This is a genomic window from Aeromonas sp. R6-1, from assembly GCF_040908165.1.
GTDB lineage: Bacteria > Pseudomonadota > Gammaproteobacteria > Enterobacterales > Aeromonadaceae > Aeromonas > Aeromonas caviae.
On sequence record NZ_JBFODF010000019.1, the window covers coordinates 1 to 22,623 of the forward strand.

General features: G+C 62.1%; 21 protein-coding genes. 12 read left to right on the forward strand and 9 right to left on the reverse strand.

Annotated elements, in window-relative coordinates; translation table 11 throughout:
- Window positions 1–1,385: 1,385 nt before the first annotated feature.
- From AB5Y68_RS04350 to AB5Y68_RS04370, 5 genes are all read right to left on the reverse strand, one after another.
- Entirely contained in the window at window positions 1,386–2,372 is a 987-nt protein-coding gene (locus tag AB5Y68_RS04350; RefSeq protein ID WP_029313511.1) for a YafY family protein, read from the reverse strand.
- Between the two features lie 286 nt (window positions 2,373–2,658).
- Complete coding sequence (locus AB5Y68_RS04355; protein ID WP_039040394.1) at window positions 2,659–3,045, reverse strand: SirB2 family protein; 387 nt, start codon at window positions 3,043–3,045, stop codon at window positions 2,659–2,661.
- The gene (locus AB5Y68_RS04360; RefSeq protein ID WP_010672573.1) at window positions 3,042–4,898 is read right to left on the reverse strand and encodes a monovalent cation:proton antiporter-2 (CPA2) family protein; all 1,857 of its coding nucleotides are present in this window, start codon (window positions 4,896–4,898) and stop codon (window positions 3,042–3,044) included. Before AB5Y68_RS04360 ends, AB5Y68_RS04355 begins: the two co-directional genes overlap by 4 nt.
- 70 nt (window positions 4,899–4,968) lie before the next feature.
- Window positions 4,969–5,568, reverse strand: a complete 600-nt coding sequence (locus tag AB5Y68_RS04365) for an NAD(P)H-dependent oxidoreductase (protein ID WP_039040395.1) — start codon at window positions 5,566–5,568, stop codon at window positions 4,969–4,971.
- A gap of 59 nt (window positions 5,569–5,627) precedes the next feature.
- The gene (locus AB5Y68_RS04370) at window positions 5,628–6,470 is read right to left on the reverse strand and encodes a LysR family transcriptional regulator (protein WP_039040396.1); all 843 of its coding nucleotides are present in this window, start codon (window positions 6,468–6,470) and stop codon (window positions 5,628–5,630) included.
- Between the two features lie 140 nt (window positions 6,471–6,610).
- Between AB5Y68_RS04370 and AB5Y68_RS04375 the strand changes: the two genes are divergently transcribed.
- From AB5Y68_RS04375 to AB5Y68_RS04400, 6 genes are all read left to right on the forward strand, one after another.
- On the forward strand, window positions 6,611–7,333 hold the full coding sequence (locus tag AB5Y68_RS04375; RefSeq protein WP_010672575.1) for an SDR family oxidoreductase: 723 nt from the start codon (window positions 6,611–6,613) through the stop codon (window positions 7,331–7,333).
- Window positions 7,334–7,409: 76 nt separating this feature from the next.
- Entirely contained in the window at window positions 7,410–7,733 is a 324-nt protein-coding gene (locus AB5Y68_RS04380; RefSeq protein ID WP_039040397.1) for a hypothetical protein, read from the forward strand.
- Window positions 7,734–7,778: 45 nt separating this feature from the next.
- Window positions 7,779–8,210 (forward strand): DUF411 domain-containing protein, encoded by a 432-nt coding sequence (locus AB5Y68_RS04385; RefSeq protein ID WP_039040398.1) that lies wholly within the window; start codon window positions 7,779–7,781, stop codon window positions 8,208–8,210.
- Between the two features lie 288 nt (window positions 8,211–8,498).
- On the forward strand, window positions 8,499–10,664 hold the full coding sequence (locus tag AB5Y68_RS04390; protein WP_039040399.1) for an oligopeptidase B: 2,166 nt from the start codon (window positions 8,499–8,501) through the stop codon (window positions 10,662–10,664).
- Window positions 10,665–11,211: 547 nt separating this feature from the next.
- Window positions 11,212–12,183: a TAXI family TRAP transporter solute-binding subunit gene (locus tag AB5Y68_RS04395; protein WP_029313514.1), complete on the forward strand. Its 972-nt coding sequence runs from the start codon at window positions 11,212–11,214 to the stop codon at window positions 12,181–12,183.
- An 87-nt stretch (window positions 12,184–12,270) separates the two neighbouring features.
- Complete coding sequence (locus AB5Y68_RS04400; RefSeq protein ID WP_039040400.1) at window positions 12,271–14,835, forward strand: TRAP transporter permease; 2,565 nt, start codon at window positions 12,271–12,273, stop codon at window positions 14,833–14,835.
- An 88-nt stretch (window positions 14,836–14,923) separates the two neighbouring features.
- Here AB5Y68_RS04400 and AB5Y68_RS04405 read toward each other — a convergent pair whose 3' ends face one another.
- Window positions 14,924–15,082: a hypothetical protein gene (locus tag AB5Y68_RS04405; RefSeq protein ID WP_005332188.1), complete on the reverse strand. Its 159-nt coding sequence runs from the start codon at window positions 15,080–15,082 to the stop codon at window positions 14,924–14,926.
- 172 nt (window positions 15,083–15,254) lie between these two features.
- On the opposite strand from AB5Y68_RS04405, the gene AB5Y68_RS04410 reads away from it, so the two are divergent.
- Window positions 15,255–15,881: a lysoplasmalogenase gene (locus AB5Y68_RS04410; protein ID WP_039040401.1), complete on the forward strand. Its 627-nt coding sequence runs from the start codon at window positions 15,255–15,257 to the stop codon at window positions 15,879–15,881.
- 60 nt (window positions 15,882–15,941) lie between these two features.
- Here the strand turns inward: AB5Y68_RS04410 and AB5Y68_RS04415 are convergent, their stop codons facing one another.
- Window positions 15,942–17,495, reverse strand: a complete 1,554-nt coding sequence (locus tag AB5Y68_RS04415) for a DHA2 family efflux MFS transporter permease subunit (RefSeq protein ID WP_039040402.1) — start codon at window positions 17,493–17,495, stop codon at window positions 15,942–15,944.
- Window positions 17,495–18,547: an HlyD family secretion protein gene (locus AB5Y68_RS04420; protein WP_039040403.1), complete on the reverse strand. Its 1,053-nt coding sequence runs from the start codon at window positions 18,545–18,547 to the stop codon at window positions 17,495–17,497. Before AB5Y68_RS04420 ends, AB5Y68_RS04415 begins: the two co-directional genes overlap by 1 nt.
- A 97-nt stretch (window positions 18,548–18,644) precedes the next feature.
- On the opposite strand from AB5Y68_RS04420, the gene AB5Y68_RS04425 reads away from it, so the two are divergent.
- From AB5Y68_RS04425 to AB5Y68_RS04435, 3 genes are read left to right on the forward strand one after another with little or no spacing between them, the layout of a single operon-like run.
- Window positions 18,645–19,547 (forward strand): LysR family transcriptional regulator, encoded by a 903-nt coding sequence (locus AB5Y68_RS04425; protein WP_010672586.1) that lies wholly within the window; start codon window positions 18,645–18,647, stop codon window positions 19,545–19,547.
- 16 nt (window positions 19,548–19,563) lie between these two features.
- Window positions 19,564–19,836 (forward strand): hypothetical protein, encoded by a 273-nt coding sequence (locus AB5Y68_RS04430; RefSeq protein ID WP_152610196.1) that lies wholly within the window; start codon window positions 19,564–19,566, stop codon window positions 19,834–19,836.
- Window positions 19,820–20,134 carry a DUF2007 domain-containing protein gene (locus tag AB5Y68_RS04435; protein ID WP_010672587.1) on the forward strand — a complete coding sequence of 105 codons (315 nt, stop codon included), beginning with the start codon at window positions 19,820–19,822 and terminating at the stop codon, window positions 20,132–20,134. The genes AB5Y68_RS04430 and AB5Y68_RS04435 overlap by 17 nt, the downstream gene beginning before the upstream one ends.
- A gap of 15 nt (window positions 20,135–20,149) precedes the next feature.
- Here the strand turns inward: AB5Y68_RS04435 and AB5Y68_RS04440 are convergent, their stop codons facing one another.
- Complete coding sequence (locus tag AB5Y68_RS04440) at window positions 20,150–21,433, reverse strand: dicarboxylate/amino acid:cation symporter (protein ID WP_039040404.1); 1,284 nt, start codon at window positions 21,431–21,433, stop codon at window positions 20,150–20,152.
- Between the two features lie 208 nt (window positions 21,434–21,641).
- Here AB5Y68_RS04440 and AB5Y68_RS04445 point away from each other — a divergent pair, with 208 nt between their 5' ends.
- Both AB5Y68_RS04445 and AB5Y68_RS04450 read left to right on the forward strand, forming a co-directional pair.
- Complete coding sequence (locus tag AB5Y68_RS04445; RefSeq protein ID WP_039040405.1) at window positions 21,642–21,887, forward strand: YecH family metal-binding protein; 246 nt, start codon at window positions 21,642–21,644, stop codon at window positions 21,885–21,887.
- A 101-nt stretch (window positions 21,888–21,988) separates the two neighbouring features.
- On the forward strand, window positions 21,989–22,588 hold the full coding sequence (locus AB5Y68_RS04450; protein WP_010672590.1) for a YhgN family NAAT transporter: 600 nt from the start codon (window positions 21,989–21,991) through the stop codon (window positions 22,586–22,588).
- Window positions 22,589–22,623 lie beyond the last annotated feature (35 nt).

The window sequence follows — 22,623 nt, forward strand, 5'->3', positions numbered from 1 at the left end:
GCGGTAGTTCAGTCGGTTAGAATACCGGCCTGTCACGCCGGGGGTCGCGGGTTCGAGTCCCGTCCGCTCCGCCACTAAATTGAAAGGCCTTCCCTATCGGGAAGGCCTTTTTGCTATCTGACATTTACCCAGTCTCTCATCCTCAGTAGCAGGCCGCTTGGTTGGGTTATCACCCCTCCTACGACAATCTCCGCCCTATAGAATGGCATTCATGCTTCATTCGTGGTCACACATATAGACAGTTCAGGGATGACTCAACAATCTGCCTGGCTGAGCAGAAGTCAGTGGCCATCGTTACCTGGAGTTAGTCGCCAGGAAATATCCTGGCTGGTTGGTTGCGGCTGATCTGCTGCGTTCTGAGGGCCTAGTGGATGTCGCTGAGCATAGACGAGGGAGGGCGCAGGAAAGGTAAGGTGCGCTACTGTGGCTGAGTCTGATGGGGTTATCCAGGATGCAGGTGATATCTGGTAAAAGCGTGATGTTGTAGGACCGCTCAGGCTGATTCCATTTTCTGTTGTGTCGTGGGCATGGGGTGCACAAAAGAAAAGGGGACAGCAGATGCTGTCCCCTCAAGTCATTTCGTCCATTCCCTGAACTGCCATGCTCCCTGCAATCCTTGACGCTATCCTTTCCTTTGGAAATTCCCCTTCCCAATCCGTTGGGGTGTCCTGTGGCCTTCCTAGCCTGGCAATCTGTCCTGATTGCTTCACCCTCTCCTTCCTGGAGGTGTCCATTACCACATCCCGTGGTGTTCCTGCGTCATCCTGACTGATAACCATCCTGGCTATCACGCTTCATCTTGAAGCTGTTCCTGACCGCGTCTTGCGGTGTCCTTTCATCCTTGATGAGCGACAATCCGTGCCACTCAACCTCATCCCGAGGTCTCCAACTACCGCATCCTGCGGTTGTCCTGTCGATCCTTGTGATAACCATCCTGGCTATCAACCCCATCCCGAGGTGTTCCTTGCCCACATCCTGCAGGCTATTCCTTGTTTATGCGCTGTTTCTGCATCCTGCCGAATCAGCTCGTCCTTGTGAGACCCATACTAAGGCAATTACGGGCTCGAACAAGGTGTGCATTCGGCTTGGGTTCCGTGACATCCGGTGCAGAAATGGGCTTGTGTGGAATATTATCTAAGTTTATCAGTTACTTAGATAGTTTCCATGGAAAGCATACCCAGTGCGGGATGGCTTCACGTACGGTTCAACACTGAGGGGTCTTACAGGGGGAATGGCAGATCTCTTACAAGCAGAAATCGGTAGGAAAACGATGGTACAGCCGCTTCAATCAGGGGTGTAAGAGTTCAAAATTAATTGAATACTTATGCTTTAAAAGTAGACAAAAGCCGAGATAAATCTCGGCTTTGTATTGTCTGCTGGTTTCTTTAGCTGACCCTTGTCCCAGGAGTCGGGTAGGCCTTGCGCAGTGATTCGGGTGCAAGTACCTCCAGGTTGCCGCTCATGTTGTTCAGCCAGGAGCGGAACTCGGGCGTATCTTGCACTTCGGTCTCCACCACCACGCTGCGCTTGTCGTAACGGGTCATACGCGGGTTATGTCCCGGGATTTGTCCATCGATCAGTGTCGGGCAGTTGGCATCGATGCGCCCGACGAAGCGGATCGGACCGCTGACGTCCTGATAACCCTGGTCGCGGATCAGCTTCTGGATATTGAAGTCCTTCGGCTGGGTCGCGCTGAAGTTGGTCAACTCCACGTTCTTGATGTGATCGAACGGAATGCCGTAGACCTTGGGATCCAGCTCGGAGAGGGTACAGAGCAGGATGGGGCCATCGGGCTGGTTCAGGATGCCGAGGGGATTGATGCGGTCATAGCAGAGCCAGACAGTACGCTCCTTGATGACACGCTGGATCTCGGCGCTGAACTTGCGGCCACGCCAGAGGGCGTCGCGGATCAGGGTGCTGCGGCGGATCTCCGGATTGCCGGCGAAGGGGCGAGGTGACTGGTGCACGCTCTCCAGCCAGCGCTCGGCCAGTTCGCTCTGGCTGTCGCGGATCACCTGACCAGCCTTGTCGATCAGCGGGTTCAATTCGGTCAGCACGCTTGCCGGCAACAGTTGGCTTGCCTGGTCGCTCCAGGTTTTCAGGGCCACTGCCAGCGAGAGCGGCATGATGTTGGCAAAGTCATTGAGACCATGGCGCTCGAAGCACCAGCCATGAGGCTTGCTGCGCTCATCGGAGGTGAGGTCGAACAGTCCCATGCCGGACATCTCTTCCAGGTCCCGTTGCACGGTACGGAGACTGACGTGAATGCCTTCCTCTTCCAGTTTTACCTGGAGTTGGCTGGCGGTCAGCTTGTAAGGGCGGTGCGGGATGCAACGCGCCAAGGTCAGTTGTCGTAACAGCTTCTTACTCATGGTGCATGCCTTCACTGGTTTAGCGTTGAGTGTATCCTAGCCATGGCCTGCGACAGTCTATGTCGCAAGTTTTGCTGCGACAACTGTCGCCATTTTCATACATGAAGAAACAAAGCATTGATAAATAAAACAAAATAACAATAGAAAGGGGTTGTTTGAGCCCTTTTTTTATTGAAAACAAGCCTTGCGAGAATGCTTGCGACCAGGGTGACTGGAAGGAAATGGAAGCAATATGGAGGGGGAGGTGGGAAGGAGGTGAGGGACGGGCCCCCACCTCGACACGTCGTTATGCCAGCCAGGACCAGGCTGATTTGGTGATGGCTGCGCCCACCATGTAGCCGAATACTGCGAGAGCGGCCACTCCGGCCACCAGCTTCTGGCCGCGGGCAGGACGCTTGAGCGCCATGACGCCCAGGCCGATGTAGATCACCAGGGCAATCAGCTTGGCCATCAACCAGGGCTGCTGGCCAGGGCTCATCTGCAGGGTCACCGCCAGCAGCACACCAAACAGCAGCAGGAAGGTGTCGTTGATGTGGGGTAGCACCTTCAGCCATTTCTGTTGCAGCCGCCCGCTGCCCGCCAGCGCCAGGCTCCAGCGGTAGAGGAAGAGCAGCAGGCTGACCAGGGCCAGGGTCATGTGAAGGTGTTTGAGCATGGGGTAATAGGCAATCATGTTGCTTCCTTGTCGTTGTCGGGCAGACCGCTGTTCCATTGATGGGCGTGGGTACGCTCCTGTCCTTCCTGATCGTCTTGCAGCAGGTCGGAGAGGATGTCGCGGTATTGCAGGCTCTTGTTGATATAGGTGTGCTCGTCGTCCAGGTAGTTGACCTGTTCCCGCAGCAGCCGGTTGTCATACTGCTTGAACATCTGCCCCGCACGCCAGGCCTGATTGGCCCTGAATCCCAAGAGGGTGAGTGCTTCTACCCCAAGATCCACGGCCGACCCCAGGGTTTCGCGGTGCACGCTGTCTATCCCGTGGCGCAGGATCTCGTGGGCATGGGGTCTATCCTGGGCACGGGCCAGTATTCTGAGGTGCGGGAAGTGCTTTTTCACCATCTCGATCACTTCGAGGGAGGTGGCCGGGTCATTGAGGGAGAGCACCAGCAGTTTGGCCTTGTGGGCGCCGGCCGCGTGCAGCAGGTCGAGTCGGCTGGCATCCCCATAAAACACCTGGTAGCCGTACTTTCTCAGCATCTCTATCTGGCTGGCATCCTGCTCCAGGATGGTGGTGCCAATACCATGGCCGTGGAGCAGGCGCCCCACTATCTGACCGAAGCGACCGAAGCCGGCGATGATGACCGGGTGTTCCACCAGCTCGGGCTGTTCATGTTCGGGGGTGTCACTCTGGTTGCGGTAGTCGAACCAGGGCTGGATCACCCGATCGTTGAGGATAAGCAGCAGCGGTGTCAGCGCCATGGAGAGGGCGACGACCAGAGTCAGCAGTGAGATGGTGCTGCCCGGCAGTACCTTGTTCTGGGCGGCGAACGAGAACAGCACGAAGGCGAACTCCCCGCCCTGGGCCAGGGCCAGGGCGAAGGTCCAGCGCTGGTTCGGGGAGAGGCGAATGACAAAGCCGAGCCCCATCAGCACCAGCCACTTGAGCACCATCAGACCGATCACCAGTGCCGGGATCAACAGGGGATGGGCGGCAAAGAGGCTGAAGTCGATGCCGGCACCCACCGACATGAAGAAGAGGCCGAGCAGCAGCCCCTTGAACGGCTCTATGTCTGCTTCCAGCTCGTGGCGGTATTCGCTGTCCGCCAGCACCACGCCGGCGAGGAAGGAGCCGAGGGCGGGGGAGAGACCGACGGATTCCATCAGCACGGCGATGGCGATCACCAGCAGCAGGGCGGCAGCGACGAAGATCTCCCGCATGTGGGACTGGGCGATGGCGCGAAACACCGGCCGCATAAGGTAATGGCCACCCAGCACGATGCCGGCGATGGCGGCCACCACCAGCAGGCCGTGCTGCCAGCCTGCCAGCTCCGAGCTGCCGCTGCTGGCGACCGGCGCGATGGCCAGCAGCGGCAGGATCGCCAGGATGGGGATGACGGCGATGTCCTGGAACAGCAGCACGGCGAAAGCGGAGCGGCCGCTCTCGCTCTGCATCAGTTTGCGCTCCTGCAGGCTCTGCAACACGATGGCGGTGGAGGAGAGCGCAAGAATGAGACCGATGGCGAGCCCCTGCTGCCAGGGCAGACCCAAAAGATAACCCACTCCGGTCAGGGCGACACTGGTGAGCAGCACCTGCAGACCCCCGGTGCCGAGGATGGGCCCTTTCAGTTGCCACAACAGGGCCGGGCGCAGCTCCAGACCGACCAGAAACAGCATCAGCACCACCCCGAACTCGGCGAAGTGCATCACGTCTTTCTGCTCGCCCACCAGACCAAGCAGGAAGGGACCTATGATGATCCCCGCCAGCAGGTAGCCAAGGACGGAGCCCAGCCCCCACCGCTTGGCCAGCGGGACGGCGATCACCGCCGCCGAGAGGTAGATCAGGGCGTCAAACAGCAATCCATGTCCCATCAGCGGCTCCTCCTTAACATGATGAATGCCGGTGAGGGCTGGCCGGGCCTGAGCCCGGATCGAGTGCGTGTCATGGGAGTACTCCCAGCAGATCGCGCAGATAGGGGCTCTCGGCCAGTTGGGCCGGGGTCAGCTGCTCGTCACGCAGGGCGCACAGCAGTTGGCGATAGTCCTGGCCGCAGCGGCGCAGCGCCTCGGGATCCTCGAGCTTGTGGAAGGAGTGCAGCACGAAAGGGGGCAGCCAGCGCATGCCGCACAGCTGTGCGGTCTGCTGGAAGGGAAGCAGGAAGTCGAGCAGCGGGCGCTGGTTGTAGCCGGCGCGGCAGTAGGATTCGGGGCCGCCCCCCGTGGTGATGGCGCTGAGCCACTGCTTGCCGTTGAGGGCGTGGGCCTCGGGGCCGTAGGCATAGCCGTACTCCAGCACCAGGTCCATCCACTCTTTCATGATGGCCGGGCAGGAGTACCAGTAGAAGGGGTGCTGGAAGACGATGATGTCGTGCTCCGCCAGCAGGGCCTGTTCCCGCTTCACGTTGATGAACATGTCCGGATAGCGCTGGTAGAGATCGTGCAGGGTGATCCCCTCCAGCCCCTCGATGGCGTGCAGCAGTTGCTTGTTGGCCCGGGAACTCTGCAGTGCCGGGTGTGAAAAGATGACCAGAATGCGTTTCATGGGATTCCTGAAGAGGGTCTGCTGCCGGCACATGCGACAGATTGTGAGCTGAAACGTTATCAAGAAGCTCCCTGGCCCGCCAGTTCCGGGATCAGTGCGCGCAGCGCCGGATTCAGGGTCTGGTGGGCGGGGTAGCAGAGGCCGATGCGGCGGAACATCCGGGGGCCGCTCACGGGCAGGGTGCACAGGCCCGCTTCGTCCTCCACCAGCCCGTCGGGCAGGAAGCTGATGCCCACCCCGGCCAGCACCAGCGCCATCACCAGCCCCTTGCTCTCGGCCTTGGCCACCAGATTGAGGGTGAGCCGGTCACAGGCCAGCAGGCCTATGGTTTGCTGATGGGCTTCGCAGGGTGGGCACTCAATGAAATCATAATGTTGCAACTCAGCCAGCTCGATACGCGCCCTGCCCGTAAGAGGGTGTCCCCTGGGAACGCACAGCACGTACTCCTCTTCCCAGAGCGGCAGGAAGATCTCGTCCTCCCGGCGCAGGGCATCCAGGGTCAGTCGGCAGTCGGCCGGAGTGCCGTAATCGGAGAGGGTGAGATCCAGCTCGGGCAGCACCCCCTGCACCCGCCGAAGCAATCCCGCCAGCCGACGTCGGCTGAGGTCGGGCATGATGGCCATGTTGAGTCTCGCACGCGTCGCCTTCTGGCGAAACAGGGTCGGCAGGCGACGCGCCTCTTCCACCAGCTTGACGGCGTGGGGATAGAGATAGTGGGCCGGATCCTTCGCTTCCACCCCCTTCTTGCCCCGGATGAAGAGGCTGTCCCCCAGGCTCTCTTCGAGCTGGCGAAGGCCGGCGGAGAGGGAGGGTTGGCTCACGTGGCAGCGGGCTGCCGCCGCCGTGATGTTCTTCTCTTCATAGATGGCGATGAAGAAGCGCAGCAATCTCAGGTCCAGCATGGGGATACCATAGTTAATTCAGATGATAACCAGCGGAAAACTATATTTATCGCCGATGGATGTAGCGACTATAGTGACTGGGTCCCGTGCTGGCCAGCCCTTGTTTGACGCCCATTTCAACGCATCAGAAGGAAAACTCCATGTCCAAGTCCCTCGTGGTGATCACCGGCGCGTCCGCCGGGATCGGTGCCGCCATTGCCCGCGCCTTCTCCGCCGCCGGCCATCCGCTGCTGTTGCTGGCCCGCCGGGTCGAGCCCATGCAGGCGCTGAACCTGCCCGATACCCTCTGCATCGGGGTCGATGTCACCGACACCGCCGCCATGAAGGCCGCCGTGGCGCAGGCGGAGGCGCAATTCGGCCCGGTGGGATGTCTGGTCAACAATGCCGGCGTCATGCTGCTGGGACAGGCCGACGTGCAGGATCCCGCCGAGTGGCAGCAGATGCTCAACATCAACGTGATGGGGGTTCTGAATGGCGTGCATGCGGTACTGGCCGGCATGAAGGCCCGCCGCAGCGGCACCATCATCAACATCAGCTCCATCGCCGGTCGCAAGACCTTCCCGAACCATGCCGCTTACTGCGCCACCAAGTTCGCCGTTCACGCCCTGACCGAAAATATCCGGGAAGAGGTGGCCGATGTGGGCGTGCGGATGGTGACCATCGCTCCGGGCGCGGTGGAGACCGAGCTGCTCAGCCACACCACGGACGAGCGCATCAAGGCGGGCTATCACGACTGGAAGGATCAGATGGGAGGCGTCATTGCCCCCGAGGTGATCGCCGACGCCGTGCTCTACGCCTGGCACCAGCCGGCCAACGTCTGCGTGCGGGAGATCGTGCTGGCGGCCACCCGTCAGCAACCCTGATGCAGACGGGGGAGGGGTTGACCCTCCCCCTGGGCCAAGGGTTACCATAGGCCCTCTTTCGTCAATGAGTCGTCTCATGGTCCTGACCCGTCGCCAACTCGCTCGCGCCCGCCGCTGGCTCCCCCTGTGGAGTCTGGTGCTGGTGCTGATGTCGTTTGGCAGCCGTGCGGCCACCGATCTCTGTACCCTGACGCCCCATTGCAGCCAGAGCGAGCGTACCCTGGAAAAAGCCATGCCCTGCGGCAGCTTCACCTCGGCGCTCGCCATGACGGTGCTCACCAGCGACAGCCTGACGGTTGCCCGGCTTGAGCCCGACAGGCCGACATTCCTCTCTCCCTCTCTGTTCATGCCGGAGGCGCCCCTGGAGCGTCTCGAGCGTCCGCCCCGTCACCACGGCTGAGTCGAGTTTCCCTTTCCGGGCATTTCTTCTTAACCGAGGTGAGATATGTACAAGTCCCTGTTACTGGCCGTGCTGGCCGGTACCGTCAGTTTTTCTGCTCTGGCAACCGGGCAGATGACCGTCTACAAGTCCCAGTATTGCGGTTGCTGCAAGACCTGGATCAAGCACATGGAAGAGAACGGCTTTGAGGTCAAGGTCGTGGAAACCGAGCAGCTTGACCCGATCAAGCAGCAGCATGGCATCACCCCGCAGCTGGCCTCCTGCCACACCGGGGTGGTGAATGGCTATGTGGTGGAGGGGCATGTGCCCGCTGCCGACGTGCAGAAGCTGCTCAAGGAAAAACCGGAGATCCGCGGTCTGACCATTCCGGGGATGCCCCAGAGTGCGCCGGGTATGGATATTCCGGGGCAGCCCTATCAGGTGCTGAGCATCAGTGACGAGGGCGCGACCAAAGTCTGGTCGAGCTACCCCGGCTGATGGATGCTGACCGTGAGCAGACACATTTCCATCATGTGAGGCACACCTGAGCGAACCCGTGTCGCTCACGGTCAGGGAGGAGGGCCGCCATCGCGAGATGGCGGCCCTTTTTCGTCGATTTGGGGGGGAATGTCCGGGGAGCCCTTGCAACCCCGGGCGACAAGGGGCAGATTGATCGCCAATTTTTATTTTCTCAGGGACGCTTTTCCCACTGCCTGCCGGTGTGCCGTCTGGATGCGTGCAGCACCAGCGGGAGGGGCGGCCCTGTGACAGCGCAAAGGATGCGACATGTTCACCTTTTCCCGGGGGTTGCTGCTGGCTTGCCTGCTTGCTGCACCCTGTTCCCATGCCAACGAAGAGTCCGCCATGCCTACAAGCGATACTTCCACCCAGCCTGTCATTGTCCCCCCGGTGGCTGCCAAGCACCCCCATACCCTGAAAAAACACGGGGACACGCGCGTCGACAACTACTATTGGCTGCGCGATGACGAGCGGCAGAAGCCCGAGGTGCTGGACTATCTCAAGGCCGAGAATGCCTACACCGAGGCCATGCTCGCACCGATCAAGCCGCTGCGCGAGCAGCTCTACAAGGAGATGGTGGCCCGTATTCCCCAGCAGGACGAGTCTGTCCCCTATGTGAAGAACGGCTACCGCTATCAGACCCGTTACGAGCCGGGCAAGGAGTACGCCATCTACTCCCGCAGCAAGGTGGAAGGGGACGGGGCGCCCGCCCTGCTGCTGGATGGCAACCAGCGCGCCGAAGGCCACGAGTTCTATGCCCTGGGGGCGCTCGAGGTGAGCCGCAACAACCGCTGGCTGGCGGTGGCGGAAGATTATCTCTCCCGCCGTCAATACAGGATCCAGTTCCTCGATCTGGAGAGCGGCGCCTGGGCCGCCGACACCCTCGAGAACACCTCCGGCAACCTGGTGTGGGCCAACGACAGCAAGACGGTCTTCTACGTGCGCAAGCACCCCAAGACCCTGCTGCCCTACCAGGTCTATCGCCACGAGCTGGGCACGGACCCCGCGAAGGATATCCTGGTCTACGAGGAGAAGGACGACTCCTTCTATGTGAGCCTCTACGCCACCACCTCGGAAGATTTCATCGTCATCTCCCTCTCCAGCACCACCACCAGCGAGGCGCGCCTCATTGATGCCAATGTGCCGGGCCAGACGCCACGCCTGTTCCTGCCCCGTCAGGTGGATCACGAATACAGCCTGGATCACTACCGTGGTCGCTTCTATGTGCGCTCCAACAAGGACGGCAAGAACTTCGGCCTCTATGAGACCAAGGAGAGCCCGGTGGATCGCTGGAAGGCGGTGATCGCCCCCAATCCGGACGTGCTGCTGGAGAGCTATGCCCTGTTCAGGGACTGGCTGGTGCTGGAGGAGCGCAGCCAGGGGTTGACCCGGTTGCGTCAGGTCAACTGGCAGAGCGGCGAACAGAAGGAGATCGCCTTCGACGATCCCGCCTATGTCACCTGGCTTGCCTACAACCCGGAGCCGGACACCAGCGCCCTGCGCTATGGCTACTCCTCCATGACCACGCCGTCCTCCACCTACGAGCTGGACATGGACAGCGGCAAGCGGACCCTGCTCAAGCAGCAGCCGGTGGCGGGCTTCGTGCCTGCGCAATATGCCAGCGAGCGGCTCTGGATCACCGCCCGTGACGGCGTGGCCGTGCCGGTGTCGCTGGTCTATCGCAAGGACAAGTTCAAGAAGGCAGGGGGTGGTGCAGGCACCAATCCCCTGCTGGTCTACGGCTATGGCTCCTACGGCGCCAGCATGGACCCGGACTTCAGCAGCTCACGCCTGAGCCTGCTGGACCGGGGTTTCGTCTACGCCATCGCCCATATCCGGGGTGGCGAGGAGCTGGGCCGCACCTGGTATGAAGAGGGCAAGCTGCTCAAGAAGCAGAACACCTTCAACGACTTCATCGACGTGACCGAGGCGTTGGTGGCGCAAGGCTACGGCGCCAGGGATCAGGTCTATGCCATGGGAGGCAGCGCCGGCGGCCTGCTGATGGGGGCCGTCATCAACCAGGCGCCTCAGCTCTATCGCGGCGTGGTGGCCCAGGTGCCCTTCGTCGATGTGGTCACCACCATGCTGGACGAGTCCATTCCCCTCACCACAGGGGAGTATGACGAGTGGGGCAACCCGAACCAGAAGCGCTACTACGACTACATGAAGGCCTACAGCCCCTACGATCAGGTCAAGGCCCAGGCCTACCCGAATCTGCTGGTGACCACGGGGTTGCACGACTCCCAGGTGCAATACTGGGAGCCAGCCAAGTGGGTGGCCAAGCTGCGTGAGCTGAAGACGGACGACAACCAGCTGTTGCTCAGTACCGACATGGAGGCCGGTCACGGCGGCAAGTCGGGCCGTTTCAAGGCCTATGAGGACATCGCCCTGGAGTTCGCCTTCATTCTGGAGCTGGCTGGCAGCAAGGCGTGATGGCCGGGCCCAAATGAAATCAGCTTGTTACCAAACCCCGTTCCGGCAGCCCCGGATCGGGGTTTTTGCATCTTGGCGACAAAAGCGTCATTAACGTCGTGTTTATGCTGTTCAGTAAGCACTTCGCAATATAACGGACCAGGTTTCTAATCCTTGCCAGTCAAGGGTTGCGAAAGAATCTGGGCGTGCTTTTTATTGCTTCCCTTTGATAGTTCATGTAATTAATCTGCCCTTGAGAAATTAATGATCCGCTTCAAACTTCTCGCTATTTAAATCCGCCATTTTGCTGTTTTGTTTGATTTATGTTGGTGTTATGTGCTTAATCGGGGCGTTAATGCTTTTGAACTGACCCGTTTCTGGTCAGATCACCTCCGATCGGCATGACGCTGATTATCTCACTGCAGGATGATGGTGGCTTCTGGAAGGGCGCGTGCCGCTCGACCATTTCCTCGTACGAGGTCGTATAGGCGAACCCAGTCTTGGTGCGGGTCTGTCTCATATTCTCCCGGGAAACGGGTGAAATAAATCAATGAAAAGGATGAAGAACATGAAAGGATTATCCTTGGCGTGCGCCTTGTCGGCGGCTCTGGTCGGTGTGTCGTTTGGTGGTCCGGTGCAAGCGCAGGAGCGCTTCGTGACCATAGGCACCGGCGGTCAGACCGGCGTCTACTACGTGGCGGGCCAGTCCATCTGCCGCTTCCTCAACCGCGGCGCCGCCGATCACCAGATCAAGTGCAACGCCCCGGCCAGTGGCGGTGGTGTTGCCAACGTCAACGGCATCCGCTCCGGCGAATTCAACTTCGGCATCATGCAGTCCGACCACCAGTACAAGGCGATGAAGGGCGTCGAGCCGTTCAAGGCCGAAGGTCCGATGGATGACATCCGCGCCGTCTTCTCCCTGCAGAGCGAAGTGTTCACCATCCTGGCCCGCAAGGACGCCAAGGTAGCCAGCTTCGACGACCTGAAGGGCAAGCGCGTCAACATCGGCAACCCGGGTTCCGGTCAGCGTGACACCTTTGAAGAGATCATGACCGTGAAGGGCTGGGACAAATCCGCCTTCAGCCTGGTCTCCGAACTGAAACCCGCCGAGCAGGCCTCTGCCCTGGGTGACAACAACATCGACGCCATGAGCTACTTCGTCGGCCACCCGAACGGCGCCATCCAGGAAGCCTCCACCACCACGGACACCGTGCTGGTGCCGGTCACCGGCCCCGAGATCGACAAGCTGCTGGCCGAGAAGAGCTACTACAGCAAGGCCGAGATCCCGGGTGGTCTCTACAAAGGCAGCCCGAACCCGACCCCGTCCATCGGTGGCAAGGCGGTGCTCTCCACCAGCGCCAAGGCCGATCCGGAAGTGGTCTACCAGCTGGTCAAGTCCGTGTTCGACAACCTGGACCGCTTCAAGCGCCTGCACCCGGCCTTCGCGGATCTGAAGGAAGCCGACATGATCAAGGTGGGTCTCTCCGCTCCGCTGCATGAAGGCGCTGTGCGTTACTACAAGGAACGTGGCTGGATGTAATCCGGCTGCGTCTTCGGATGTGCCCCGGACTCGCTCCTCCTTCGGGGGAGCGAGTCTCATTTATTGCAGTACCTACAGAGTCACACTATGCAGCAAACACAACAACAAGAGGCGCTCTCGGCCGAGGAGCTGATCGCCCAGGACGTCGGCGCCAGGCTGCCCGTCGGCCCCATGAGCTGGATCATCGCGGGTCTTGCGCTGATCTGGTCCCTGTTCCAGCTCTGGATAGCCTCGCCGCTGCCCTTCTCCCTCGGCATCGGCGTCCTCAACGACACTGAAACACGCTCGATTCACCTGGCCTTCGCCATCCTGCTCGCCTACCTGGTGTTCCCCGCCATGCGCAGCTCACCGCGAGACAGGGTTCCCCTTGCCGACATCGCCCTCGGCCTCGTCGGTGCCGCTGTCGCCAGCTATCTGTTCGTGATGTACCAGGAGCTTGCCCAGCGTCCCGGCAACCTGACCACCATGGACTTCGCGGTGGCCTGCGTCGGCATCCCGCTCCTGCTGGAAGCGGCCCGCCGCGCCCTGGGCCCGGCCCTGGCGGTCATCGCCATCGTCTTCCTGGCCTACAGCCTGGCCGGTCCCTGGATGCCTTCCCTGCTGGCCCACCGCGGGGTGAGCCTGCATGCGCTGGCCAACCACCAGTGGATCACCACCGAAGGGGTGTTCGGCATCGCCCTTGGGGTCTCCACCAGCTTCGTCTTCCTGTTCGTGCTGTTTGGCGCCCTGCTCGAGCGTGCCGGTGCGGGCCACTACTTCATCCAGCTCGCCTTCAGCCTGCTGGGTCACCTGCGCGGCGGCCCGGCCAAGGCGGCTGTGGTCGCCTCGGCCCTGACCGGCGTCATCTCCGGCTCCTCCATCGCCAACGTGGTGACCACGGGCACCTTCACCATCCCCATGATGAAACGGGTCGGCTTCTCCAAGGAGAAGGCCGGCGCGGTGGAAGTGGCCTCTTCGGTCAACGGCCAGATCATGCCGCCGGTCATGGGGGCTGCGGCCTTCCTGATGGTGGAGTACGTGGGCATCCCCTATGTGGAGATCATCAAGCACGCCTTCCTGCCGGCGGCCATCTCCTACATCGCCCTGCTCTACATCGTGCACCTCGAGGCGCTCAAGCTCGGGATGCAGCCCATCGGCAACCGTCAGCCGCGCCCCTGGCTGCGTCGCCTGACCGGCTTCGCCTTCGGTGCCGCCCTCATCAGCGGCCTCTCCATGGCGGTCTACTACGGTCTGGGCTGGCTCAAGCCGGTACTGGGTGACTATGCCCTGCCGGGGATCAGCGTGCTGCTGGCCGTCGCCTACCTGGGACTGCTGAAGATCGCCGCGAGCAACGCGCCGCTGCCGGCGGAAGACCCGGACAAGCCACTGGACGAGCTGCCCGAGACCCGCGCCGTGCTGCTCTCCGGCCTGCACTTCCTGCTGCCCGTGGTGGTGCTGGTGTGGTGTCTGATGGTGGAGCGCCTCTCCCCCGGCCTGTCGGCCTTCTGGGGTTCGGTGATGCTCATCATCATCCTGCTGACCCAGCGACCGCTGCTGAACTGGCTGCGCACCGACGGCAAGCATGACTACGGCTCCTTCACCGATGGCGTGGTGGACCTGCGCGAGGGGCTGATTGCCGGTGCCCGCAACATGATCGGCATCGGCATTGCCACCGCCACTGCCGGCATCATCGTCGGTGCCGTCTCCCAGACCGGCGTTGGCCTGGTACTGGCGGATCTGGTGGAGTTCCTCTCCATGGGCAACCTGCTGCTCATGCTGATCCTCACCGCCCTGCTGAGCCTCATCCTCGGCATGGGGCTGCCGACCACTGCCAACTACATCGTTGTATCGAGCCTGCTGGCGCCGGTGATCGTCACCCTGGGTCAGCAGAACGGCCTCATCGTGCCGCTCATCGCGGTGCACCTGTTCGTCTTCTACTTCGGCATCATGGCGGACGTGACCCCGCCGGTGGGGCTGGCCTCGTTCGCCGCGGCCGCCGTCTCCAAGGGCGACCCCATCAAGACCGGGATCACGGCGTTCTACTACAGCCTGCGTACCGCGGCGCTGCCGTTCCTGTTCATCTTCAACACGGATCTGCTGCTCATCAACGTGGACTTCTCCCACGGCGTGCTGATCTTCTTCGTGGCCACCATCGCCATGCTGATCTTCGCTGCCGCCACCCAGGGCTTCTTCCTGGTGAAGAGCCGCTGGTACGAGAGCGTGCTGCTGCTGCTGGTGGCCTTCACCCTGTTCCGTCCTGGCTTCTGGATGGATCTGCTGCACGACCCGTATCGCGACACCGCCCCGGCCGAGCTGGTCCAGACCATGGGTCAGGTGGAGGCCGAGAGCACCCTGCGCCTGCGGATGGAAGGGGAAGATGCGGTGGGCAAGTTGCGCCGCTTCACTGTGTTGCTGCCGGTGCCGGATGGTGCGAGCGGTGAGGATCGTCTGACCAAGCTGGGGATCCAGACCTATGAGCAGGACGGCAAGATCCTGATCGACACCGTCACCTTCGGTAGCCAGGCGGCCGATCTGGGGCTGGAGATGGATCAGCAGATCCTGAGCGTCAAGGCGCCCACCGAGCGCTGGCCCAAGGAGCTGATGTGGCTGCCGGGCTTCCTGCTGTTCGGGGCCGTGGTCTGGCTGCAACGCCGCCGGGTCGCTCGACCCTGATCATCACCCAATAAAAAACGGCGCCTTCGGGCGCCGTTTTTTATGCTGGACTGTGATGCCGGCCGCTTCGGGCCATCAGTCCAGGGCATCAGTTGGACTGGGTCTGCTTCTGTTTTTGCAGTTGGTCGAGGGTCTGCTGCTCCTGCGGGCTGAGGCCAAGCTGCTCGCAGGCCTGTTCAAAGCTGATGCCAAGATGGCACATCATGATATCGATAGCGGGCAGGTAGTTGGTCATAGCATCTTCCATGGTGATCCTCCAGAGCTGTCTCTTATGCCCGAGGGCGGGGATGGGGGCAATTAGACTTTAGGTGTAGGGAGCCATCTGCTTCAGCCTCTGCCACTGGCCGGGGGAATTTGCTACTCTTGCGGGCACTAAAGAGGTTGCCGCCCCAGGGCGAGCAGCCGGTGAGGAGCAGGGCATGTTATTGAGTTTCTTGATCATCGCATCGGGCTGGTGGCACATCCGCGCGGCTTACGGCTCAGACTCCCGTCAGTTCTACATCAGCAAACCCCTGACCATGCTGTTCATCATCGCCCTGGCGTTTGGCTACCAGGGCGACGATCACAACGGCTCCCACGCCTGGATCCTGCTCGGTCTCTGCCTGTCGCTGGCGGGGGACGTGCTGCTGATGCTGCCACGGGATCGCTTCATCCAGGGGCTGGCGGCATTTTTTGTCGCTCACCTCTGCTACATCGTCGGTTTCGCCCAGGGGCCCCTGGTGCTCAAGCTGGTGGACGGCCTGCTGCTTCTGTTGGTGGCCGGCATGGTGTTCGGGCTCCTGTGGGGCCAGCTCGGCGAGATGAGGATCCCCGTCTTCTGCTACATGCTGGTGATCATCGCCATGGCCTGGGTGGCTGCCGGTGCCTGGCATGCCTCTCTCACTGCCGGCAGCGCCGCCGCCCTGGTGGGGGCGCTGATGTTCCTCTTCTCCGACAGCATGCTGGCGCTGGACAGATTCCGCCGCCCCTTCCCCCATGCCACGGCCTGGATCATGAGCAGCTACTTCGCGGCCCAATTCCTGATCGCCGCCTCCCTGGCGGGCTGACCAGCGGGCAGCCATGAAAAACGGGCCTTCTGGCCCGTTTTGCTATGTGATCCCCACCTTTCACGCCTCGACCGGTTCTGCGTCAGGGGCCCTCGGGGCCGGCTGCTTGAGCAGCAGCATCAGGGCGCTGGCGATCAGCAGGAAGATACCCATCACGTAGAACACCTGGTTGTAGGCCATGATGGCCGCCTCGCGGCTGATGGTGTTCGACAGCATGGCCCGGGCCTGCAACTGGGCCTGCTCCGGCCCGGCTCCCTGGGCCATCATGTTCTGGGCCAGCTGCATCAGATAGGCCTGCCCCTCGATGCTGGTGACGGCCAGGGTGCTGCCGATCTGGCTGACATGAGTCCGGGTGTCGTTGTCGATCAGGGTGGCGATGATGGCGATGCCGAAGGCGCCCCCCAGGTTGCGCAGCACGTTGAGCAGGGTCGAGGAGGAGGGGATCTCGTCCGGCGTCAGGCTGGCGGTCGCCACCAGGGAGAGGGGCACCATGATGAAGGGCTGGCCCAGGGCCCGCACGATGAGGGACTGGATCAGCTGGGGCCCGGCGTAGTCGGCGTTCATGTTCACGTTCATGAAGCAACTGATGGCGAAGACCAGAAAACCGAAGCTCACCAGATAGCGCGGATCTATCTTGTGGGTCAGCTTGGGCACCAGGGGGAGCACCAGCAACTGGGGCAACCCCATCCACATCAGCACCTCACCGATTTCCAGGGCGTTGTAATTGTGGATCTGGGTCATGTAGAGGGGCAGCACATAGATGGAGCCCATCAACCCCATGCCGAGCACCAGGTAGGCGAAGCAGGCCAGGGCGAAGCGCGGGTTGTGCAGCAGCCGCAGGTTGACCAGGGGGTGGCGGCGCAGCAACTGGCTGATGACGAAGAACACCAGGGCCACCACCGAGATGACGGTGAGCCGCACGATGAAGCTCGAGCCGAACCAGTCCTCCCGGTTGCCCTCTTCCAGCACCACTTCCAACAGGCCGAGACCCACCGCCATGGTGAGGATACCGATGAGATCCACCCGCTTGATCACCTCCCAGTCCACCGGCTTCCTGTCCAGCCCGTGGGCCAGCATGGCCATCACCAGCAGGCCGGGCGGCACGTTCAGATAGAAGATGTAGTGCCAGGACATCTGCTCCGTCAGCCAGCCCCCCAGGGTCGGGCCGATGGCGGGGGCGAAGGTGGCGCACAGGCCGAACAGCGCCATGCCTGTGGCTCGCTTGTGCAGCGGCAGCAGGCTGACGATGAGGGAGAAGGCCATGGGGATCAGGGCCCCGCCGGTAAAGCCCTGCAGCGCCCGAAAGACGATCATGCTGGTGAGGTTCCAGCTGAACGAGCAGAGCACGGAGGCGACGATGAAGGCGCCCGTGGTCCACAGCAGGTAGCGCCGCACGCTCAGTCCCCGGCTCAGCCAGCCGCTCAGCGGTATGGCGATCATCTCCGCCACCAGATAGGAGGTGGAGATCCAGGAGCTCTCGCTCAGGGTGGCCGAGAGCGCCCCCTGAATGTCTTTCAGGGAGGCGTTGGTGATCTGGATGTCGAGGATGGCCATGAAGGCGCCGATGAGGCCCCCCATGACCGCGATCCAGTTGCGACGTGGTATGGCGTCCATCAGTGGGCGGCCACCACGGGATCAGGGGTGCGGGTGTCGACGATCACCTCGGTGGAGAGGCCGGGCAGCAGCTTGCCCGCCAGGGCGCCCGGATCCGGGATGCGGATCTTGACCGGCACCCGCTGCACGATTTTGGTGAAGTTGCCGGTGGCGTTCTCCGGCGGCAGCAGGGCGAACTTGGCGCCGGTGGCCGGAGAGAGGCTGTCGATGATCCCCTCGACCGGTTGATCCGGATAGGCATCCAGGATCACCTCCACCTTCTGGCCCGGCTGCATGTGCTGCAACTGGGTCTCTTTGAAGTTGGCCTCGACCCACACCTGGCTCAGGGGCACCAGGCTGGCCACCTGCATACCGGACTGGACGTAGAGCCCTTCCCGCAGGCTGCGTTTGCCGATGATGCCGTCGGCCGGTGCTCGCAGCTCGGTGTAGCCGAGTTCCAGCCTGGCTTGTTCAAGCTGGGCCTCGCTCAAAGCCAGCCTGGCCTGGTTCTGCTTGGCTTCGGCATCCAGCACCAGCAGCCGCTCGCGGGCGGCCTGCAGGGCGGCTTTGGCCTCCAGTGCCTGGGCCTGGTTGACCTGCAAGCCGGCACGCACCTCGTCCAGGCTGTCCTGGGAGCTGTAGTGACGCTCATTGAGCTGGCTGACCCGGCGCACCTGCTGCTGGGCCCGGACCTGCTCGGCATTGGCCGAGCTGACTTTTGCCTCGGCCTGGCGGATGAGGCTCAGCTGCTGGATACGGGTGGCGGCGAGGTTATCCGCCGTCGCCTGGTTGAGGTGCAGATCGGCCTCGGCCTCTGCCACCTTGGTCCTGTATTCGCGGTCGTCGAGCCGGGCGATGAGCTGGCCGGCCTTCACCGCCTGGTTGTCGGTCACCAGTACTTCGCTGATGTAGCCGGAGAGCTTGGAACCGATGCCGGTCACCTCGCTTTGCAGGTAGGCGTTGTCGGTGCTCTCGAAGTAGCGGCCATGCAGATACCAGTAACCGGCAAACAGCAGGCCGAGCAGGGCCAGCACCAGGGCGGCCAGCAGGGGGATCTTCTTGTGTTGACTCATGATATTGGTTTTCCTGAACTGTGGCGGGCAGGCTAACATCGTGCAACTGTTTCGATTAGTATCCATTCATGAGATATACAGTTTCACTGGTGAAACAATGGACCTGAATGCTGCCTTAATCCTCGTTCGTATCGTCGACAAGGGCTCCTTTACCGCCGCAGCCCAGGAGCTGGGCATGACCAAGGCGACGGTGAGCCGCCGCATCGCCGAGCTGGAGCAGCGTCTCGGCGCGCGGCTGCTCTATCGCTCCACCCGGCAGCTCACCCTGACGGAAGCCGGTGAACAATATTATCTACGCTGCAGCAAGGCGGTGGAGGAGCTGGCCCAGGCCGAGCTGATGCTCAGTGCCAGCCAGCAGGAGGTGACGGGGACCCTCAAGCTGGCGGTGCCCATCGAGACGGGACAGCTGGTGGTGGGCAGGCTGGTGGCGAACTTCCTGCAAGCCTATCCGGGCATGAAGGTGGAGCTGGAGCTGACCAACCGCATCGTGGATCCCATCAGCGAGGGGCTGGATGCCATCGTGCGGGTCGGCGACATGAGCGACTCCAACCTGGCGGCGCGGCGTCTCTGGAGCACCGAGCGGCTGCTGTGCGCCAGCCCGGACTATCTGGCGCGCCACCCGGTGATCCAGAGGCCCGCCGATCTGGTGCATCACGAGCGGATCGCGGTCAGCACGGGGTTCCTCGCCTCGCACTGGTGTTTCGAGCTGGATGATCGTGAAGTGCTGGTGGATCCCCCGTCCCGCTTCCAGGTCAACAACATCACCTGTGCCAGGGAGGCGGCGAAGGCGGGGCTGGGGCTGGCTTCCCTGCCCGCCATGCTGTGCCATGATGAGCTGGCGAACGGGACGCTGGTCTCCTTGCTGCCGGAGTGGCAGCAACCCAGGGTACCCATCTACCTGCTGTTTCCCGAGCGGCGCCTGATGCCGCGCAAGCTGAGGGCATTCATCGATTTTCTGGTGGCCAACGGCCCGGCTTACGGCATCGACAAGCTGCTGTGAAGAGCCCGATGCGGCGATGATTGAACTGGCAAGGGTTTCGAGGACAACGTATGGAGCGGTGGATGAATCTGTATCGGGCATCTCACTCCCGGAAGATGCTCGCCCTGAAATGATGGTAGTGCTGGTGATGACGGCACTGGCAAGGGTTTCGAGGACAACGTATGGAGCGGTGGATGAATCTGTATCGGGCATCTCGCTCCCGGAAGATGCTCGCCCTGGAATGATGGTAGTGCTGGTGATGATGGCACTGGCAAGGGTTTCGAGGACAACGTATGGATCAGTGGATTAACTTGTATCGCGCCTCTCACTCCCTGGAGGCGCATGCCCTGAAAGGGGCCTTGGAGGTAGAGGGAGTCAGGGTGCGCCTCAGCGGCGAAGGGCTCTCCGGCGCGCTCGGGGAGCTGCCGGTGGATCTGCTGCAAGTGACCCTGATGGTGAACGAGCGGGATCGTCAGCGGGCGGGCCGGATCATCGAGCGCTACCAGCAGCGCCAGGGCAACGGCTGGCTGTGCGGCCAGTGCGGGGAGGAGAACGGCGCCAACTTCGATATCTGCTGGCGCTGCCATCACGATCCCCAGGATCATTGAACGCCCCTCGCGCCCTCAGCGCAGGGTGAAGTCGATGTCGTCCCCCGCATGGGCATCGTGGTAGGTGGCGAGATCCAGCTCCTTCTCGCTGCGGGCGATGAGCACGGAGACCAGGATGTCGCCGGAGACGTTGACCGTGGTGCGCGCCATGTCGAGGATCCGGTCTATGCCGGCGATGAGCGCCACCCCTTCCAGCGGCAGTCCCACGGCAGTGAGGGTCAGGGTCAGCAGCATCAGCCCGGTACCGGGTGTGCCCGCCGTGCCGATGCTGGCCAGTGTGACGATGCTGATGAGGGTCAGGTAGTCCACCAGATGCAGATCCACCCCGAAGGCCTGGGCCACGAACAGGGCGGTGACCCCCTGATAGAGGGCGGTGCCATCCATGTTGATGGTGGCGCCGATGGGCAGCACCTTGGCGGTGATGGCGGGGGAGACCCCGAGCCTGCGTTCGGCGCAGGCCAGGCTGATGGGCAGGGTGCTGCTGCTTGAACTGCTGGTGAAGGCCACCGCCTGGGCATCGACGATGCTCTTGAAGTAGTGCAACGGGTTGAGGCGCGCCATCAGGAGCAGCAGGCTGCTGTAGACGCCGAGCACGTGGAGCAGGCAGCCGAGGTAGACGGCGCCGATCACCTTGAGCAGCGGCAACAGCAGGCTGACGCCGTACTTGCCGGTCATCCAGGCCATCAGGGCGCAGACGCCATAGGGGGCCAGGGCCATCACCATCTGGGTCAGCTTGAACATTCCCTCCGCCAGAGAGGTAAAGAACAGGATGGCGGGGCGGCCGCGTCGCCCGGTGGCGTTGAGGGCGAGAGCGAGGGCCACGGCGAACACGATCACCTGCAATATCTTGCCATCGCCCATGGCCTGCACCGGGTTGCGCGGCACCAGGTGGCTCAGCACGCTGGCCAGGGTAGGTTGCTGCGCCATGGCGCCCCGTTCATAAGGACCCATATTGGCGCCCATGCCCGGCTCCAGCAGCCAGCCCATCATCAGGCCGATGCAGATGGCGACGGCGGTGGAGCAGAGATAGAAGCCGATGGCCTTGCCGGCGATGCGGTCGAGCCGCTTGCCCTTGAGCAGGGCGGTGAGGCCTGCCAGGACGGAACAGAAGATGAGGGGCACCATCAGCATCTGGATGGTGTTGACGAACAGGACGCCGATGGGCTTGAGCAGCAGGGCCTGCTCGCTGAAGCAGAGCCCCAGACCTATCCCGGTCAGCATGCCGAGCAGGGTCTTCAACCAGAGCGGGCGACGGGTCCAGATCCGCCAGGGTTTGAAGACCAATCCATGGAACAGCATGACGCCAATGTCCTTATTTTCTGTCTGCGGTGGCAAAAAGGGGCGACAGTGTAGCCATCCCCCCGTCAGGTTGCCACATTATCGACAAAGCGGCGCTCACGACCAGCCCGCTGGCGTTAAAAAAGGCGTTTTGTTGGCCTATATCAAGAACCCTCTCCGGGCTTCCGGCTTTAATTGTCATCTGACATGATGATTAAAGAGGTTCGAGATGTCCCAATCGATACACGGTCACGAAGTGATGGAGATGATGCTGGAGCAGGAGAGTCCGTTTACCCGGGCCAGCCTCAGGGCGGCGATCGCCTCGCGCTTCGGTGCCGAGGCCCGGTTCCACACCTGCAGCGCCAGCGAGATGGACGCTGACGCCCTGATCGACTTCCTGGCCAGGCGCGGCAAGTTCATCGACTCGGAGTCAGGGTTCCAGACCCGCGCTGACAAGATCTGCAACCACGGATGATCGCCAGTGGCGAGCGCGGTGGGGCGCTCGCCGAATCCCGCCACCTTTGTTATATTTCGCCCTCCTTCCCCTCTTGTTGAAAGGTTCTGCCCGGGCGCTCTATGGACACATTCTCCGCTGCCGTCATGCTGTTTCTGATCATGGATCCGCTGGGCAACCTGCCGGTCTTCCTCTCCATCCTGCGCCATGTCGACCCCAAGCGTCGACGCAAGGTGATGCTGCGGGAGCTGTTGTTTTCACTGGTGATCATGATGGGCTTCCTGTTCGCCGGTCAGCAGATCCTGAGCTTCCTCAACCTGCGTCAGGAAGCGGTCAGCATCGCGGGGGGCATCATCCTCTTCCTCATCGCCATCAAGATGATCTTCCCGAGCCCCGGTGGCGTGACCGGGCTGGCGGCGGGGGAGGAGCCCTTCCTGGTGCCCATGGCCATCCCCATGATTGCGGGCCCCTCCATCCTGGCTTCCCTGCTGCTTCTGGCCAACCAGGAGCCGACCCGGATGGTGGACTGGTCATTGGCCCTGCTGATGGCCTGGGGGGCCAGCGCCGTGATCCTGATGTTCTACGAGCTGTTCAACAAGCTGCTGGGTGAGCGAGGACTCACCGCGGTGGAGCGGCTGATGGGTATGCTGCTGGTGATGATCTCGGTGCAGATGCTGCTGGACGGGGTACACCACTATCTGGCGGTGACGGGTCAGAACTGACGGGGCGAATGCTGATGTCAACGTGAAACGGGGCT

Excerpts from the sequence above, each read along its gene's own strand:
- AB5Y68_RS04450 (WP_010672590.1), top strand. The coding sequence starts at position 21,989 with ATGGACACATTCTCCGCTGCCGTCATGCTGTTTCTGATCATGGATCCG.
- AB5Y68_RS04370 (WP_039040396.1), bottom strand. The coding sequence starts at position 6,470 with ATGCTGGACCTGAGATTGCTGCGCTTCTTCATCGCCATCTATGAAGAG.
- AB5Y68_RS04350 (WP_029313511.1), bottom strand. The coding sequence starts at position 2,372 with ATGAGTAAGAAGCTGTTACGACAACTGACCTTGGCGCGTTGCATCCCG.
- AB5Y68_RS04380 (WP_039040397.1), top strand. The coding sequence starts at position 7,410 with ATGGTCCTGACCCGTCGCCAACTCGCTCGCGCCCGCCGCTGGCTCCCC.
- AB5Y68_RS04400 (WP_039040400.1), top strand. The coding sequence starts at position 12,271 with ATGCAGCAAACACAACAACAAGAGGCGCTCTCGGCCGAGGAGCTGATC.
- AB5Y68_RS04435 (WP_010672587.1), top strand. The coding sequence starts at position 19,820 with ATGGATCAGTGGATTAACTTGTATCGCGCCTCTCACTCCCTGGAGGCG.
- AB5Y68_RS04405 (WP_005332188.1), bottom strand. The coding sequence starts at position 15,082 with ATGGAAGATGCTATGACCAACTACCTGCCCGCTATCGATATCATGATG.
- AB5Y68_RS04385 (WP_039040398.1), top strand. The coding sequence starts at position 7,779 with ATGTACAAGTCCCTGTTACTGGCCGTGCTGGCCGGTACCGTCAGTTTT.
- AB5Y68_RS04390 (WP_039040399.1), top strand. The coding sequence starts at position 8,499 with ATGTTCACCTTTTCCCGGGGGTTGCTGCTGGCTTGCCTGCTTGCTGCA.
- AB5Y68_RS04440 (WP_039040404.1), bottom strand. The coding sequence starts at position 21,433 with ATGCTGTTCCATGGATTGGTCTTCAAACCCTGGCGGATCTGGACCCGT.
- AB5Y68_RS04355 (WP_039040394.1), bottom strand. The coding sequence starts at position 3,045 with ATGATTGCCTATTACCCCATGCTCAAACACCTTCACATGACCCTGGCC.
- AB5Y68_RS04360 (WP_010672573.1), bottom strand. The coding sequence starts at position 4,898 with ATGGGACATGGATTGCTGTTTGACGCCCTGATCTACCTCTCGGCGGCG.
- AB5Y68_RS04425 (WP_010672586.1), top strand. The coding sequence starts at position 18,645 with ATGGACCTGAATGCTGCCTTAATCCTCGTTCGTATCGTCGACAAGGGC.
- AB5Y68_RS04420 (WP_039040403.1), bottom strand. The coding sequence starts at position 18,547 with ATGAGTCAACACAAGAAGATCCCCCTGCTGGCCGCCCTGGTGCTGGCC.
- AB5Y68_RS04365 (WP_039040395.1), bottom strand. The coding sequence starts at position 5,568 with ATGAAACGCATTCTGGTCATCTTTTCACACCCGGCACTGCAGAGTTCC.
- AB5Y68_RS04395 (WP_029313514.1), top strand. The coding sequence starts at position 11,212 with ATGAAAGGATTATCCTTGGCGTGCGCCTTGTCGGCGGCTCTGGTCGGT.
- AB5Y68_RS04445 (WP_039040405.1), top strand. The coding sequence starts at position 21,642 with ATGTCCCAATCGATACACGGTCACGAAGTGATGGAGATGATGCTGGAG.
- AB5Y68_RS04375 (WP_010672575.1), top strand. The coding sequence starts at position 6,611 with ATGTCCAAGTCCCTCGTGGTGATCACCGGCGCGTCCGCCGGGATCGGT.
- AB5Y68_RS04415 (WP_039040402.1), bottom strand. The coding sequence starts at position 17,495 with ATGGACGCCATACCACGTCGCAACTGGATCGCGGTCATGGGGGGCCTC.
- AB5Y68_RS04430 (WP_152610196.1), top strand. The coding sequence starts at position 19,564 with ATGATTGAACTGGCAAGGGTTTCGAGGACAACGTATGGAGCGGTGGAT.
- AB5Y68_RS04410 (WP_039040401.1), top strand. The coding sequence starts at position 15,255 with ATGTTATTGAGTTTCTTGATCATCGCATCGGGCTGGTGGCACATCCGC.